The 13951-nt window shown below is 74.3% G+C and carries 15 protein-coding genes and 2 riboswitches; of the genes, 9 read left to right on the top strand and 6 right to left on the bottom strand.

Going from position 1 to position 13951, the window contains the following annotated elements:
• Positions 1–83: 83 nt before the first annotated feature.
• Entirely contained in the window at positions 84–725 is a 642-nt protein-coding gene (locus FZC61_RS20175; RefSeq protein ID WP_148615982.1) for an SDR family oxidoreductase, read from the top strand.
• Here the strand turns inward: FZC61_RS20175 and FZC61_RS20180 are convergent.
• From FZC61_RS20180 to FZC61_RS20195, 4 genes are all read right to left on the bottom strand, one after another.
• Positions 718–1614, bottom strand: a complete 897-nt coding sequence (locus tag FZC61_RS20180) for an alpha/beta hydrolase fold domain-containing protein (RefSeq protein ID WP_148615983.1) — start codon at positions 1612–1614, stop codon at positions 718–720. The genes FZC61_RS20175 and FZC61_RS20180 overlap by 8 nt on opposite strands.
• 46 nt (positions 1615–1660) lie before the next feature.
• A complete protein-coding gene (locus FZC61_RS20185; RefSeq protein ID WP_148615984.1) occupies positions 1661–1927 on the bottom strand; it encodes a metal-sensitive transcriptional regulator in 267 nt (88 codons plus the stop codon).
• Positions 1928–2097: 170 nt separating this feature from the next.
• Positions 2098–2988 (bottom strand): polyphosphate kinase 2, encoded by an 891-nt coding sequence (gene ppk2 / locus FZC61_RS20190; protein ID WP_148615985.1) that lies wholly within the window; start codon positions 2986–2988, stop codon positions 2098–2100.
• 9 nt (positions 2989–2997) lie between these two features.
• Positions 2998–3576: a 2'-5' RNA ligase family protein gene (locus FZC61_RS20195; RefSeq protein WP_148615986.1), complete on the bottom strand. Its 579-nt coding sequence runs from the start codon at positions 3574–3576 to the stop codon at positions 2998–3000.
• A gap of 2 nt (positions 3577–3578) precedes the next feature.
• Positions 3579–3782, top strand: a riboswitch (cobalamin riboswitch).
• A gap of 54 nt (positions 3783–3836) precedes the next feature.
• Between FZC61_RS20195 and FZC61_RS20200 the strand changes: the two genes are divergently transcribed.
• From FZC61_RS20200 to FZC61_RS20220, 5 genes are all read left to right on the top strand, one after another.
• Entirely contained in the window at positions 3837–4751 is a 915-nt protein-coding gene (locus FZC61_RS20200) for a nitrite reductase (protein WP_148615987.1), read from the top strand.
• 8 nt (positions 4752–4759) lie between these two features.
• Positions 4760–5413, top strand: coding sequence for a precorrin-8X methylmutase (locus tag FZC61_RS20205; RefSeq protein WP_148616045.1), 654 nt, complete (start codon positions 4760–4762; stop codon positions 5411–5413).
• Positions 5414–5418: 5 nt separating this feature from the next.
• Complete coding sequence (locus FZC61_RS20210) at positions 5419–6915, top strand: precorrin-2 C(20)-methyltransferase (protein ID WP_148615988.1); 1497 nt, start codon at positions 5419–5421, stop codon at positions 6913–6915.
• 14 nt (positions 6916–6929) lie between these two features.
• Entirely contained in the window at positions 6930–7490 is a 561-nt protein-coding gene (locus FZC61_RS20215; RefSeq protein ID WP_246142818.1) for a riboflavin biosynthesis intermediates N-glycosidase, read from the top strand.
• Positions 7491–8002: 512 nt separating this feature from the next.
• Entirely contained in the window at positions 8003–8623 is a 621-nt protein-coding gene (locus FZC61_RS20220) for an alpha-ketoglutarate-dependent dioxygenase AlkB (RefSeq protein WP_148615989.1), read from the top strand.
• A 4-nt stretch (positions 8624–8627) separates the two neighbouring features.
• On the opposite strand, the gene cobM is transcribed toward FZC61_RS20220, so the two are convergent.
• Positions 8628–9368, bottom strand: a complete 741-nt coding sequence (gene cobM / locus FZC61_RS20225) for a precorrin-4 C(11)-methyltransferase (RefSeq protein ID WP_148615990.1) — start codon at positions 9366–9368, stop codon at positions 8628–8630.
• The gene (gene cbiE / locus FZC61_RS20230; protein WP_246142819.1) at positions 9365–10579 is read right to left on the bottom strand and encodes a precorrin-6y C5,15-methyltransferase (decarboxylating) subunit CbiE; all 1215 of its coding nucleotides are present in this window, start codon (positions 10577–10579) and stop codon (positions 9365–9367) included. Before cbiE ends, cobM begins: the two co-directional genes overlap by 4 nt.
• Before the next feature lie 33 nt (positions 10580–10612).
• Here cbiE and FZC61_RS20235 point away from each other — a divergent pair, with 33 nt between their 5' ends.
• The 3 genes from FZC61_RS20235 (at position 10613) to bluB (ending at position 13950) form a co-directional block, all read left to right on the top strand.
• A complete protein-coding gene (locus tag FZC61_RS20235) occupies positions 10613–11179 on the top strand; it encodes a P-loop NTPase family protein (RefSeq protein WP_148615991.1) in 567 nt (188 codons plus the stop codon).
• Position 11180: 1 nt separating this feature from the next.
• Positions 11181–11343: riboswitch (cobalamin riboswitch) on the top strand.
• Between the two features lie 22 nt (positions 11344–11365).
• The gene (locus tag FZC61_RS20240; RefSeq protein WP_148615992.1) at positions 11366–13333 is read left to right on the top strand and encodes a magnesium chelatase subunit D family protein; all 1968 of its coding nucleotides are present in this window, start codon (positions 11366–11368) and stop codon (positions 13331–13333) included.
• Positions 13330–13950 (top strand): 5,6-dimethylbenzimidazole synthase, encoded by a 621-nt coding sequence (bluB, locus tag FZC61_RS20245; RefSeq protein ID WP_148615993.1) that lies wholly within the window; start codon positions 13330–13332, stop codon positions 13948–13950. Before FZC61_RS20240 ends, bluB begins: the two co-directional genes overlap by 4 nt.
• Position 13951: the final 1 nt, after the last annotated feature.

Below are 13951 nucleotides of genomic sequence, written 5' to 3' on the forward strand. Positions count from 1 at the left end.
CACCCCGAAGATCGGAACAGGACCCGCGGTCGCGAGTGCTGTAGCCGGTGACACCCCGTCGTCCATCGTTCGAAGGAGCCCCTATGTCCCAGGTACTCGTCATCGGCGCCCACGGCAAGGTCGCCCTGCTCGCCGAGGAGCTGCTCGTCCAGGCCGGCCACCAGGTCACCGGGATGATCCGCAAGCCCGAGCAGGCCGACGACGTCCGCGCGACCGGCGCCGAGCCGGTGGTCGCCGACATCGTGAGCATCGAGGACGACGCGCTCGCCACGCTGCTGGCCGAGCACGACGTGGTCGTCTGGTCCGCCGGGGCCGGCGGTGGCAGCGCCGAGCGCACCTACGCCATCGACCGCGATGCCGCGATCCGCACGATCGACGCCGCGCAGGCCGCCGGCGGCACGCACGTGGTGATGGTGTCCTACTTCGGGGCCGGTCCCGACCACGGGGTGAGCCCCGACCACGACTTCTTCGCCTACGCTGACGCCAAGAGCGCCGCCGACGCCCACCTCCAGGCGTCGTCGACGCCGTGGACGCTGCTGCGACCCAGCAGCCTCACCGACGGCCCGGCCACCGGTGTCGCCACCTCCGACACCGAGTCCCGCGAGGTCTCGCGCGCGACCGTGGCGCAGGTCGTCGCGACGGTGGTGGACGCCGGTGAGGCCGCCGTGGGCCGCGTCATCACGTTCAACGGCGGCGACCAGGACGTCGCGACCGTCGTCAGCTGACGTACGCCGCCCGCACCCAGCCGCCCAGCTGCTCGACGACGTCGGTCGACTCGCGCACGAGGCCGGCGTAGAGGTGGGTGACGTGCCAGTGCTGCTCCAGGCAGCGGTAGCGTACCGGGACGCCGGCGGCCTGGGCGGCGGCCACGAAGCGCTCGGTGTCGTCGCGCAGGATCTCGTCGCGCGCCCCGTGCACCAGCAGCGGCGGCAGGCCAGCGAGGTCGGCGGGGTCGGCGAGCAGCGGCGAGACCCCGGGGTCGCGCCGGTCGCCGCCGGCGTAGTCGCGGGCGCAGCGCTCGAGCCAGGCCCGGGTCAGCAGCGGGTCGTCGGCGGTCTCGTCGAGCCCGTCGAGGGTGAGGTCGACCCACGGTGAGATGAGCGCCAGCGCCGCCGGGAGCGGACGACCCAGCGACCGCAGGCGCACGGCCAGGGCGAGCGCGAGGCCGCCACCGGCCGAGTCACCGGCGACGACGACGTGCCCGGGCGCGGCGCCGCGGGCCAGGAGCGCCTCGTAGGCGGCGAGGGCGTCGTCGACGGCGGCCGGGTAGGGGTGCTCGGGGGCCAGCCGGTAGTCGAGCAGGTGCGCGACGGCGCCCGCGTGGTGAGCCAGGTGGGCCGCGACCGCACGGTGCGTGACCATCGACCCGACGGTGTAGCCACCGCCGTGGAGGTAGAGCAGCGCCCGGTCGGGGTCGCTGAGCGGCGTACGGATCGTGAGCGCCGGGCCACCGCCGAGCAACGCGTCCTCGACGGTCGTGCCCTTCGGCAGCACCGCGAGGCGGGTCAGGGCGTCGAGGACCCGCCGCTGCGTCGGCGGTCGCAACCGGGTGCCGAGCACCGGGCGGACCGCGGCGCGGGTCAGGGATCGCATGACCGGCAGGGGAACTCTCATGGCGCCACCCAACCACGGACCGGTTCAGGCCAGCGTCAGGCCAGGCTCAGGCCAGCGAGAGGAAGAGCTTCTCCATCTTCTTGACGTCGACCCCGTCGAGGCCGTCGTCGCTCTCGCTGAGGCACTGCTGCAGGCCGGTCGCCACGATGGCGTAGCCGCTGCGGCTCAGGGCCTTGTTGACCGCGGCGAGCTGGGTCAGGACCGCCTCGCAGCTCGACCCTTCCTCCATCATCGCGATGACGCGGGCCAGGTGGCCGTTCGCCTTCTTCATGCGCAGGATGATGGCCTTGATGTCATCGGGAGCGAGGTCCATGGGAGTTCCTTGTCTGGAGCATGTGGTGCTCAGTGGGAGTGCGGAGGCCGTGGGAGGGGCGGTGGGAGCCGTCGGCACGAAGAATCTCATGCGTCGGCCCCCGTCGTGCGCAGATCTTTCGGACCGACGGGGAGCCGCGCGTGGAGACGGGGGCCGCGAGGGCGGGGTGGTCAGTCACCGACGGCGTCGATCCCGCGCTGCACGATGAGGGGGTCGGGCGCCTGGACGACGTCGGGGTCCTTGCCGTCGTAGTCGAAGCGCGAGAGGAAGTGGCGCATCGCGTTGATGCGGGCCCGCTTCTTGTCGTTGCTCTTGATCGTCGTCCACGGTGACCACTCGGTGTCGGTACGCCGGATCATCGCCTCCTTGGCGGCGGTGTAGTCGCCCCACTTCTCCAGCGAGTCGAGGTCGATCGGCGAGAGCTTCCACTGCCGCACGGGGTCGACCTGGCGGATGATGAAGCGGGTCCGCTGCTCGGACTGGGTCACCGAGAACCAGTACTTGGTCAGCGAGATGCCGCTGTCGACGAGCATCCGCTCGAACAGCGGGACCTGCATCATGAACTGCTCGTACTCGGCGGGCGTGGCGAACCCCATCACCCGCTCGACCCCGCCGCGGTTGTACCAGGAGCGGTCGAACAGGACCATCTCGCCGGCGGTCGGCAGGTGCTTGACGTAGCGCTGGAAGTACCACTGGTTCTGCTCACGGTCGCTGGGCTTGGTCAGCGCGACCGTACGGGCGTAGCGCGGGTTGAGGTGCTCCATGAAGCGTTTGATCGTGCCGCCCTTGCCGGCGGCGTCGCGGCCCTCGAAGAGCAGGACGTGCTTGCTGCCGGTGTCGGCCGCCCAGCGCTGGAACTTCAGCAGCTCGACCTGCAGCAGGTACTTCGCCTCGTCGTAGTCCTCGCGCGACATCCGCTCGTCGTAGGGGTAGTTCTCGCGCCAGGTGTCGACCGCGCGGCCGTCGGGGTCGAGCAGCACCGGGTCGTCGTCGTGGTCCTCGCCGATGCGGTAGCCCTCGATGTGGAGTCGGTCGATGTACTCCCGTACGTCACCCAGCATGGGGGCAACCTAGTCCTGGTTGCTGAACGGCAGGTGACGCGCGGCGCCGAGACGCCAGGAGTCGAGCACGCGGCAGGCGCCCGGCTCGTACCAGGCGAGGTCGAGCCGCTCGGCGCGGCAGCGGGCCGGCAGCGACGGCACCGTCGCTGCGAGCAGGGCGCGGGTCGAGGCCACCGAGACCTCCGGCGAGACGACGTCGAGGGTCAGGTGGGGCACGACCTCCTCGAACCGGCCGGCGTACGGCGGGTGGTCGGGGAAGGCTTCGAAGACCCGCGCGGTCAGGGCGTGGAAGGGGTCTGCGGGCACGGGTCGCAGGTGCACGAGCCCGTCGGCGAAGACGTGCAGGTCCTCGAGGACGAAGTCGAACGGCGCGGTGTCGGCGGCGATCGCCGCGAGCCGGGCCAGGTCGCCGGCGGTGGGCGCGTCGACGAACGGACCGATGACGGTGACGTGGGCGTGGGTGAAGGCGGGGTCGGCCGAGACGTAGTCGGCGTCGTAGTGGGCGTGCCGGGCGCGCACGAACGGCTCGAGGGCGGGCACGGGGACCTGGACGACGCTGTGGCCGGGGTGGCCGGGTCGGGTCTGCACCTTGATAGCCTCGCCGAGCCAGTCGACCTCTCGCCACGAGGGGTCAGGGAACCCGGTGGGAGTCCGGGACTGACGCGCAGCGGTGTGGGTGACGGGCGGAGCACGTCGGACGGTGTCCGACAGCCACTGGGTCGAGCTGACCTGGGAAGGAGTTCCGTACCGGTCGATCCCGAGTCCGAAGACCTGCTGGCCCTTGCGACATCCGCCGTGAGGTCATCACAAGGACGACGCGCAGAGTCCTGGACCCACCGAGGACCCTCGTGCTCCCCTCCGGCACCTCATTTCGCACCCCGCAGACCCCTCGCACCCCTCGCACCCCTCGCACCCGCCGGGACCTGTGTCCGGGCGTCCTGCGCCCCTGGGCCGCCGACGACGGGGCGCTGGTACGCCTGCGCCTGGTCGGCGGGCGCCTCACCTCGCGCCAGCTCGTCGCCGTCGGCGCCGTGGCCCGACGCTACGGCGACGGCGACCTGCACCTGACCGGGCGCGCCAACCTGCAGCTGCGCGGGCTGCCGCTCGGACCCGACGGGGCCCGGCTGCGCCCCGACGTGGTCGAGGCGGTCGCCGCGACCGGACTGCTGCCCACGCGCACCCACGACCTGGTGCGCAACGTGATGGTCTCGCCGCAGACCGGTCTCGCGGGCGGGGACGACGGCGGGCGGGCCGACCTGCGCGCGGTGGCGGCCGAGCTCGAGGCGCTGCTGGTCGCCGACCCCGGGCTGGCCGACCTGCCGGGCCGCTTCCTGTTCGTGCTCGACGACGGGCGCGGCGACCTGCTGCGGCCGTGCGACCTCGGGCTGGTGGCCCTCGACGCCGCGGTCGCGCAGCTGCGCGTCGGAGCGGCCTGGGGTCGCGTCGTGCCGCTCGTCTCTGCGGCGGCCGCGCTGCACGACCTGGCCCGCCGCTTCGCCGACGCGCGCGGCACGGGACCCGACGCCCCGTGGCACGTCGACGAGCTCGGCGTACGGCTGGTCGCGGCGCAGCCGCCCGACCCGCGGCTGCCGCCACCCGCTCCCCCGCTGCCCTACGGACCGGTCGCCGGCGGGGTGCACGTCGCGGCGCCCGGCGGGGTGGTCGGCCCCCTGCTGGCCGCCGACCTGGCGGCGCGTGCCGACGAGCTCGTGGTCACGCCGTGGCGTGGCGTGCTCGTGCCGGTGCCGGGGGCCGCCGCGTGAGCGCCCTCATGCCGCCCCCGCGGCGCTACCCCTACGTCGCCGACGGGCCCGCGATCTACGTCGACTCGTTCGCCACGATCCGGGCGGAGGCCGACCTGGCGTCGGTGCCGGCCGGGGCCGAGAAGGTCGCCGTACGGATGATCCACGGCAGCGGCCAGGTCGACCTCGTGCGCGACCTCGTCGTGCACCCCGGCCTCGTGCCGGCCGCGCGCACGGCGCTCGCCGGGGGTGCGCCGGTGCTCACCGACGCGCGCATGGTCGCGATGGGCGTCACCGCCAGCCGGTTGCCGGCCGACAACGAGGTGCGCTGCTTCCTCACCGACGAGCGGGTCCCCGGCCTCGCGGCCGCGTGGCGGACCACGCGCTCCGCGGCCGCGGTGTCGTTGTGGGAGCCCCACCTCGAGGGCGCCGTGGTCGCGATCGGCAACGCCCCGACCGCGCTCTTCCACCTGCTCGAGATGCTGCTGGCCGGCGCACCGCGCCCGGCGGCGATCGTGGGCTGCCCGGTCGGCTTCATCGGCGCTGCGGAGTCGAAGGAGGCGCTCGCCTGCTTCGCCGACGACCACGGCATCGACGTCCCCTTCGTGACCGTGCGCGGGCGCCGCGGCGGCTCGGCGATGGCGTCGTCGGCGGTCAACGCCCTCGCGCGGGACGAGGAGTGAGCGCGATGTCGAGCGGGGACGGACGTTTCTCCTGCGTGGGCCTGGGTCCTGGCGACCCCGAGCTGATCACGCTCAAGGCCGCGCGGCTGATCGGCGCCGCCGACGTGGTGGCGTTCCACGCCGGGGTGCGCAAGCAGTCGCACGCCCGCCGGATCGCCGGCGACCTGGTGCCGGCCGACGCGATCGAGGTCGAGCTGCGCTACCCGGTCACGACCGGCACCACCGACCACCCGGGCGGCTACGCCGGCGCGATGGCCGACTTCTACGAGGCCTCGGCGGCCACGCTCGCCGCCCACCTCGAGACCGGGCGCCACGTGGTGCTGCTGGCCGAGGGCGACCCGTTGTTCTACGGCTCGGCCATGTACATGCACGACCGGCTCGCCGAGCGCTTCGAGACCGAGGTCGTCCCGGGCGTGCCGGCCTTCTGCGCCGCGACCGCCGCGGCCGCCCTGCCCCTGGTGCGCCAGACCGACGTGCTCACGGTCCTGCCCGGCACGCTGCCCGAGGCCGAGCTCGCCCGTCGACTCGCCGACACCGACGGCGCGGTGATCATGAAGCTCGGCCGCACCTTCCCCGCCGTACGACGGGCGCTGGCGGCGGCCGGTCGCCTCGACGATGCGGTCTACGTCGAGCGTGCGTCGCAGGACGAGGAGCGGCGGCTGCCGGTGGCCGAGGTCGATCCCGCGTCGGTGCCGTACTTCTCGCTCGTCGTGGTGCCCGGTGACTCGCGCCGGTCGGTGGTCACGGCGGCGCCCGTGGTCGAGCACGCCGCCGAGCTCCTCGTCGTGGGCCTCGGACCCGGCCCCGACCGCTGGCTCACCCCGGAGGTGAGCAGTGCTCTCGCCGCGGTCGACCACGTGGTCGGCTACGCGCCGTACGTCAACCGGGTGCCGCAGCGCACAGGCCTGACGCGGCACGCGTCGGGCAACACCGTCGAGGTCGACCGGGCGCGCCACGCCCTCAGGCTGGCCGCGGCGGGTGAGCGGGTGGCGGTCGTCTCGGGCGGCGACGCCGGGGTCTTCGGGATGGCGGCGGCGGTCTTCGAGGTCGCCGACGAGTTCCCGTCAGTGTCGGTGCGGGTGCTGCCGGGGGTGAGCGCGGTGCAGGCCGTGGCGGCCCGGGCGGGCGCCCCGATCGGGGGTGACTTCGCCGTCGTCAGCCTCTCCGACCGGCTCAAGCCGTGGTCGGTGATCGAGCAGCGGCTGCGGGCGATCGCTCGGGCCGACCTGGTGCTGGCGATCTACAACCCCGCCTCACGCAGCCGCACCGAGCAGGTCGTCGAGGCCCAGAAGCTGTTGCTCGAGGAGCTGCCGGCCGACCGCCCGGTCGTCGTCGGGCGCGACGTCGGCCGCGCCGAGGAATCGTTGAGCGTCACCACGCTCGCCGAGCTCGACGCCGCCTCGATCGACATGAAGTGCCTGCTGATCGTCGGGTCGTCGGGCACGACCGTGAGCGCCGGCGGTGCGGTGTGGACGAGCCGGTCGGTCGGCAGCCGGGCGTGAGGCACGATGGACGCGTGATCGATCCTGCGCAGCAGCTGCAGTCCTTGGTCGAGCGGGAGCGGGCGGGTGAGTCGCTGGAGCTGACGTTCTTCTGGACCCACGAGTCCGACGACCACACCACCGTCGGGCGCGAGTGCTTCTCGCAGTGGTGGGTCGCGCCGTTCGACGTCGACGGGCGGACCTACCTCACTGCCGAGCACTGGATGATGGCCGAGAAGGCGCGCGTCTTCGGGGACCGCGAGTCGGAGTCGGCCGTCCTCGGCGTCGCGAGCCCGGCCGAGGCGAAGGCCTTGGGCCGCGGCGTCCGTGGCTTCGACAGCGCTGTATGGGCCGAGCACCGCTTCGACGTCGTGGTGCGGGGCAACGCCGCCAAGTTCGCTCAGCACCCGGCGCTGGGCCGGGTGCTGGACGGCACCGGCGACAGCACCCTGGTGGAGGCGAGTCCCGACGACCTGATCTGGGGCATCGGGTTCGCCGAGGACGACCCCGCCGCCGCGTCCCCGCGCGCCTGGCGCGGGCTCAACCTGCTCGGGTTCGCGCTCGTGCAGGCGCGGGCGGTGCTGCGGGGGCGGTGACGCGTCGGCACCCGGGCTGCGGCACCACCGGGTGGAGCGCGCTGGGCTGTCACCGTGCCTGGCAGATCGCGGCGATCAAGGTGCGAGGACGGCCACGGCCGAACCTCGAGACCTGGTGCAGGAGGTCGAGACCCCGCCCTGCGCCTGAGTGGTCTCGAGGCTCGGGCCGAGCAGCCCTCGCACCTCGACCGGCGTGGTGGACCGACCGCCCGACTCTCGGCATGTCGAGGCGTATCGCCTCGCAGTCTTGCTGCTGACCACAGCGCGCTTCTCGTGCGCAAACAACCTGGCGATGCTCTGCCGACGCCATCACCGCGCCAGGACCCGCGGCGGGGGGTCCTACCGCACGCTGGACCCCGGCCTTGACGAGTGAACCAGCCCCACCGGCCTGATCCACATCGTCGACCGCCGCCGGCAACCCTGACCACCCCACACCCCACGCCCTCAGCCAGGACGCGGGGTCATCGGCACGCCCCGGGTCCGGCGCAGCACCCCCTCGTAGGCTCGACGCGATGACGGTGCAACCGAGCCTGTTCGACGACGGCGGTCTGGGCGTCGACACGACGTTCGCGACGGCCCGGCGCACGCCGCTGGACGAGCACTCGTGGGTCGAGCACGTCCCGGGGTGGCTGAGCGGGTCCCTCGAGCTGTTCGAGCACCTCCTCGGCCTCACGGGGTGGGAGCAGCGCGAGCGGTGGATGCCGCAGGGCAGGGTCGCGGAGCCGCGGCTCACCACCGACGTCGCCGACCTCGCGGCCGCGCCGCACCCCGTGCTGGCCACCGCCGCCCAGGCGCTGTCCACGCACTACGGCGTCGACTACGACGGTCTGTGGATGAACCTCTACCGCGACCACCGCGACAGCACCGGCTGGCACGGCGACGCCGCTTCCTGCCGGCGCCCCGACTGCACGGTGCCGGTGCTGTCGCTGGGCGCCGCCCGCCGGTTCCTCGTGCGGCCGGTCGACGGCGGACCCAGCACCGTCCTGTCCCCCGTCTCGGGCGACCTGGTCGTGATGGGCGGGCGGTGCCAGACCGACTGGCGGCACTCGGTGCCCAAGCAGACCGTCGCGACCGGCCCACGCATCAGCGTCAACTTCCGCGCGAGCAGCCAGGCGCGGCCCGACCCACGATGAGCAGTCAGTCGCGCGCTCGGTCGGCCGAGTAGAGGTAGGACTCCCCGCCGTCACGGGCCAGCGCCCGCCCCACCAGGATCACCGCGGCCTGCCGCAGCCCGGCGGCCTCGACCTGGTCGGCGATGTCGGCGACGGTGCCGTGCAGGACGACCTGCTCGGGCTGGCTGGCTCGGTAGACGACGACCACCGGGCAGTCCTCGCCGTACGACGCCACCACCTCGGCCATCACCTCGCGCACCCGCGTGATCGCGAGGTGCACCGCGAGGGTCGCGCGGGTGGCGGCGAACGCCGCCAGCGACTCGGTGTCGGGCATGGCCGTGGAGCGGGCCTGGGCGCGGGTGATGACGACCGACTGGGCGACCAGCGGCACCGTGAGCTCGCGGCCCACGACGGCGGCGGCCGCGGCGTACGACGCGACCCCGGGGGTCACGTCCCAGGGCACGCCTGCGACGTCGAGGCGGCGGGTCTGCTCGGCCACGGCGCTGTAGACCGACGGGTCGCCGGACGCGAGCCGTACGACGTCGAGGCCCTCCGCGTGCGCCTCGACCATGGTTGCGACCATCGCGTCGAGGTCGAGCGCCTGCGTGTCGACCAGGCGGGCGTCGGGGCGGCAGTGCGAGAGCACCTCGGCGTCGAGGTAGGTGCCGGGGTAGAGCACGACGTCGGCGGCCGCGAGCATCGCGGCGGCGCGCAGCGTGAGCAGGTCGGCCGCGCCGGGTCCGGCGCCGACGAAGTGGACGGTCATCGGTCCTCCACGGGTGCGGTCCAGCTCCACTGGGTGACGGTGCGGGCGGGGCTCCACCCGGTGAACGAGCCGATCGGGGCCGCGGTCTCGACGGCGATGCGGGTGAGCTCACCGCCGTGGTCGGCGTACTGCGCGCCCAGCACCAGCTCGGTCTCGAGGGTGACGCCGTGCACGACCAGCCTCCCGCCCGGCCGCAGCGACGCTCGGCACCGGTCGAGCAGGCCGGGGGCGGTCGCCCCGCCGCCGACGAAGACCGCGTGCGCGGGCCCCAGTCGCGGGAGCACCTGGTCGAGGTCGCCGCACTCCACCCGCAGCCCCGGTACGCCGAGCCGGCCGGCGTTGCGCGCGATGCGCTCGGCCCTCGCCGGGTCGCGCTCGACGGCGACGGTCGCGCAGGTCGGGTGGGCGCGCATCCACTCGATGCCGACGGAGCCGGCGCCGGCACCGAGGTCGAGCAGGACCTGGCCGGGTTGCGGGGCCAGGCGGGCCAGGGCGCAGGCGCGCAGGTCGCGCTTGGTGAGCTGGCCGTCGTGCTCGAAGGCCTCGTCGGGCAGCCCGGCGACCCACGAGCCGACGACCGGTCCGCGGCAGTCCAGGGCCACGACGTTGAGCCGCGGCGACACCGCCGACCAGGTCGCGGCGACCCCCTCGGTGCGCGACTCGTCGTCGGCACCCAGGTCGCCCAGGACCGTCATCCGGGTCGCGCCGTAGCCCGCGTCGACCAGCAGGCCCGCGAGCGTCGCGGGCGTCGTCTCGTCCGACGACAGCACCAGCACCCGGTGGTCGGGGGCGAGGTGGCGCAGCACCGCCTCGACCCGGCGACCCACGACGGTGACGACCTCGCTGCTCTCGGCGTCCCACACCATCCGGGCCCGCGCCAGCGACACCGACGACACCGCGGGCAGCACCTCGACCCGGTCGGCGCCGACGACACGCGCCAACGACGTGGCGATGCCGGAGACCAGCGGGTCGCCGGAGGCGAGCACGACCACGGGCCGGTCGGCGTGGTCGGCGAGCAGGTCGTAGGTCAACGGGCTCGGCCACGTACGCCGCTGCTGGCCCGCGACGTCGGGCAGCAGGCCCAGCTGGCGCGACGACCCGACGACGACCTCGGCGGCCGAGACCCGCGACCGCGACTGCGGCGACAGGCCGGCCCAGCCGTCGGCGCCGAGGCCGACGACGGTGACGTGCGAGGGCAGCGGGTCGGGCACGGGCCGAGACGCTACCGGGCTAGTGTCTGCGCCGTGCTCGGTGCCTCGGACCCGCTGCCCCACCGCCCACGCCGGATCGTCGTCGCCGGCGTCAGCGGCACCGGCAAGACGACGCTGGCCGCGCGGATCGGCGAGGTGCTCGGGATCGAGCACGTCGAGATCGACGCGCTCTTCCACGGCGAGGACTGGGAGCCGCGCCCGACCTTCGCCGCCGAGGTCGACGCGTTCACCGCGCGGGAGGCGTGGGTGACCGAGTGGCAGTACTCCTCGGCCCGCCCGTTGCTGGCCGCCCGCGCCGACCTGATGGTGTGGCTCGACCTGCCCTTCCGCGTGACGCTGTGGCGGCTCACCGGCCGCACGCTGCGCCGGCGCTTCAGCCGTCAGACCCTGTGGAACGGCAACCGGGAGGCGCCACTCCACACGTTCCTCACCGACCGCGGCCACGTCGTGCGGTGGGCGATCGCGACTCGGCACCGCCTGCGCACGGCGGTGCCCGACGCGGCGACGGCCCACCCCGGACTGGTCGTCGTGCGCCTCCACACCCAGCGAGAAGTGGACCACTGGACGGCCCGCCTGCGCGACGCGCAGCCGGGTCGCTAGCCTGACCGCACAGCCCCGAGGTGCCCCGACGTCGTACGACCCTGTGCGACCGACGGGAGAATCTGGGAAGCCGGTGAGAGTCCGGCACAGGCCCGCTGCGGTGACCTGGACCCGACGACGGTGATCCAGGAAGTCCGAAGACCGGCCTCGAGGCTTCTGTCCATGGCGAGCGAGCGGGAGCCTCCGATGCCACAGCACCACCTGCCCTACCCCTTCTCCGCCGTCGTCGACGCGGGTGACATGTCGCTGGCGCTCGTGCTGACGACGATCTCGCCCGAGATCGGCGGCGTCCTCGTGCGCGGCGAGAAAGGCACGGCCAAGTCGACGATCGTGCGCGCGCTGGCCGCCGTGCTGCCGCCGATCGACGTCGTCGCCGGCGACCGCTTCTCGTGTGCCCCGGGCGGCAGCTCGCCCGACGGGTCGTACGCCGCCGACGCACCGGTGGAGACCCGCCCGGTGCGCCTGGTCGAGCTGCCCGTGGGCGCCACCGAGGACCGCGTGCTCGGCTCGCTGCACCTCGAGCGCGCGCTGTCCGAGGGCAAGGCCGAGTACGAGCCCGGCCTGCTGGCCAAGGCCCACCGCGGCCTGCTCTACGTCGACGAGGTCAACCTGCTGCACGACCACCTCGTCGACCTCCTGCTCGACGCCGCGGCCATGGGTCGCTCGACCGTCGAGCGCGACGGGGTGTCGGTCTCCCACGACGCGCGCTTCGTCCTCGTGGGCACGATGAACCCCGAGGAGGGTGAGCTGCGCCCGCAGCTGCTCGACCGCTTCGGGCTCACCGTCGAGGTCGCCGCGCCGCGCGACCCCGCGCTGCGGGTCGAGGTGGTGCGCCGCCGGATGGCCCACGACGCCGACCCGGTCGCCTTCGCCGCGGCGTACGACGAGAGCGAGCGAGCGGTGACGGCGCGGATCCGGGCCGCCCAGGCCCGGATCGGATCGGTCGTGCTGGGTGACGACATGCTCCTGCGCATCGCCGAGCTGTGCGCGGCCTTCGACGTCGACGGCATGCGCGCCGACATCGTCACCGCCCGCACCGCCGTGGCCCATGCCGCCTGGCACGAGCGCGACGAGGTGACGCTCGAGGACGTGCGCGCCGCCGCACGGCTCTCGTTGCCGCACCGGCGCCGACGAAACCCGTTCGACGCGCCCGGGCTCGACGAGGACCTGCTCGACGAGGTGCTGGGCGACGACGAGCCCGAGCCGGACCCGGAGCCCGACCCGGGCGGCGGTCCGGACGGTGGCGGTGGGGAGGACTCGTCGGTCGACGGTCCCGAGACAGGCGCCGACGCACCTTCCTCGACCGACGTGGGGGACGGTGCTCCCCACGCCGAGGGTGCCGACCAGCAGACCACCACCGCGGCGGGCACGCCCTACCGCGCCCGGCTGTTCACCGTGCACGGCACCGGTGCCGGCGAGGCCGGCAAGCGCAGCCGCGCGGTCACCGACGCCGGTCGCCGGGTGGGGTCGACCACCGGCACGCGCGGCCCGATCCACCTGCTCGAGACGCTGCGGGCCGCGGCCCCGCACCAAGCGGCCCGTGGTCGCGGCACCGGCCCGGTGGTCTTCCGCGGCAGCGACCTGCGGGTCGCGACCCGGGAGGGCCGCGAGTCCAACCTGGTGCTGTTCTGCGTCGACGCGTCGGGCTCGATGGCCGCGCGCCGAAGGATGGAGCAGGTCAAGACGGCCATCCTGAGCCTGCTGCTCGACGCCTACCAGCGCCGCGACAAGGTAGGCCTGGTCACCTTCCGCGGCAGCAGCGCCGACCTCGCACTGCCACCGACCCACTCGGTCGACGTCGCCGCGCGCCGGCTCGACGACCTGCCCGCCGGCGGGCGCACGCCGCTGGCCGAGGGCCTGCTCGAGGCGCACCGCGTGCTGCGGGTGGAGCGCATCCGCGACCCGCGGCGTCGTCCGTTGCTCGTGGTGGTCACCGACGGGCGGGCCACCAGCGGTGTCGACCCGCTCGGCCGCACGGCGCTGTCCGCCCGCCTGCTCGCGGCCGAGCGCGTCGCCTCGCTCGTCGTCGACTGCGAGTCCGGAGCCATGCGGCTCGGGCTGGCGGCCCGGCTCGCCGCCGACCTCGGTGCCGAGCACGTGCCGGTCGGCGAGGTGACCGCCGAGGCGCTGACCTCAGCGGTGCGCGCCGCGTGAACGTCTACGAGGCGATCGCGACGCGTCGCGACGTGCGCGCCGAGTTCACCGGGGCGCCGGTCGCCGACGACGTGCTCACCCGGGTGCTCGGCGCCGCGCACGCCGCCCCGAGCGTCGGGCACAGCCAGCCCTGGGACTTCGTGCTGGTGCGCGACCGCGCCACCCGCACCCGCTTCCACGGGCACGTGACCGCCGAGCGCGCGACGTACGCCGCCTCGCTGCCGCCGGAGCGGGCGTCGACCTTCGAGGCGATCCGGGTCGAGGGCGTCCTCGACGCCACCCTCGGGGTCGTCGTCACCCACGACCCCGACCGGGGTGGCCCGCAGGTGCTGGGCCGGCACACCATCGACGACGCCGGCCTCTACTCGACGTGCCTGGCGATCCAGAACCTCTGGCTGGCCGCGACCGCCGAGGGACTCGGCGTCGGCTGGGTGTCGTTCTACCGCGAGCCGTTCCTGCGCGACCTGCTCGGCATCCCCGCAGGGGTGCGCCCGGTCGCCTGGCTCTGCGTCGGGCCGGTCTCACACCTCCACGACCGACCCGACCTCGAGCGACACGGGTGGCGCGAGCGCCGCCCGCTCGCCGATGCCGTCCACCACGAGAAGTACGGGAGCTGAC

The organism is Nocardioides rubriscoriae (assembly GCF_008087085.1).
Classification (GTDB): domain Bacteria; phylum Actinomycetota; class Actinomycetes; order Propionibacteriales; family Nocardioidaceae; genus Nocardioides; species Nocardioides rubriscoriae.

Coding starts and splice junctions, on each gene's coding strand:
- FZC61_RS20185 (WP_148615984.1), bottom strand. CDS start 1,927: ATGGACCTCGCTCCCGATGACATCAAGGCCATCATCCTGCGCATGAAG.
- FZC61_RS20175 (WP_148615982.1), top strand. CDS start 84: ATGTCCCAGGTACTCGTCATCGGCGCCCACGGCAAGGTCGCCCTGCTC.
- cobM (WP_148615990.1), bottom strand. CDS start 9,368: ATGACCGTCCACTTCGTCGGCGCCGGACCCGGCGCGGCCGACCTGCTC.
- FZC61_RS20220 (WP_148615989.1), top strand. CDS start 8,003: ATGACGGTGCAACCGAGCCTGTTCGACGACGGCGGTCTGGGCGTCGAC.
- ppk2 (WP_148615985.1), bottom strand. CDS start 2,988: ATGCTGGGTGACGTACGGGAGTACATCGACCGACTCCACATCGAGGGC.
- FZC61_RS20240 (WP_148615992.1), top strand. CDS start 11,366: ATGCCACAGCACCACCTGCCCTACCCCTTCTCCGCCGTCGTCGACGCG.
- FZC61_RS20210 (WP_148615988.1), top strand. CDS start 5,419: ATGTCGAGCGGGGACGGACGTTTCTCCTGCGTGGGCCTGGGTCCTGGC.
- FZC61_RS20180 (WP_148615983.1), bottom strand. CDS start 1,614: ATGAGAGTTCCCCTGCCGGTCATGCGATCCCTGACCCGCGCCGCGGTC.
- FZC61_RS20205 (WP_148616045.1), top strand. CDS start 4,760: ATGCCGCCCCCGCGGCGCTACCCCTACGTCGCCGACGGGCCCGCGATC.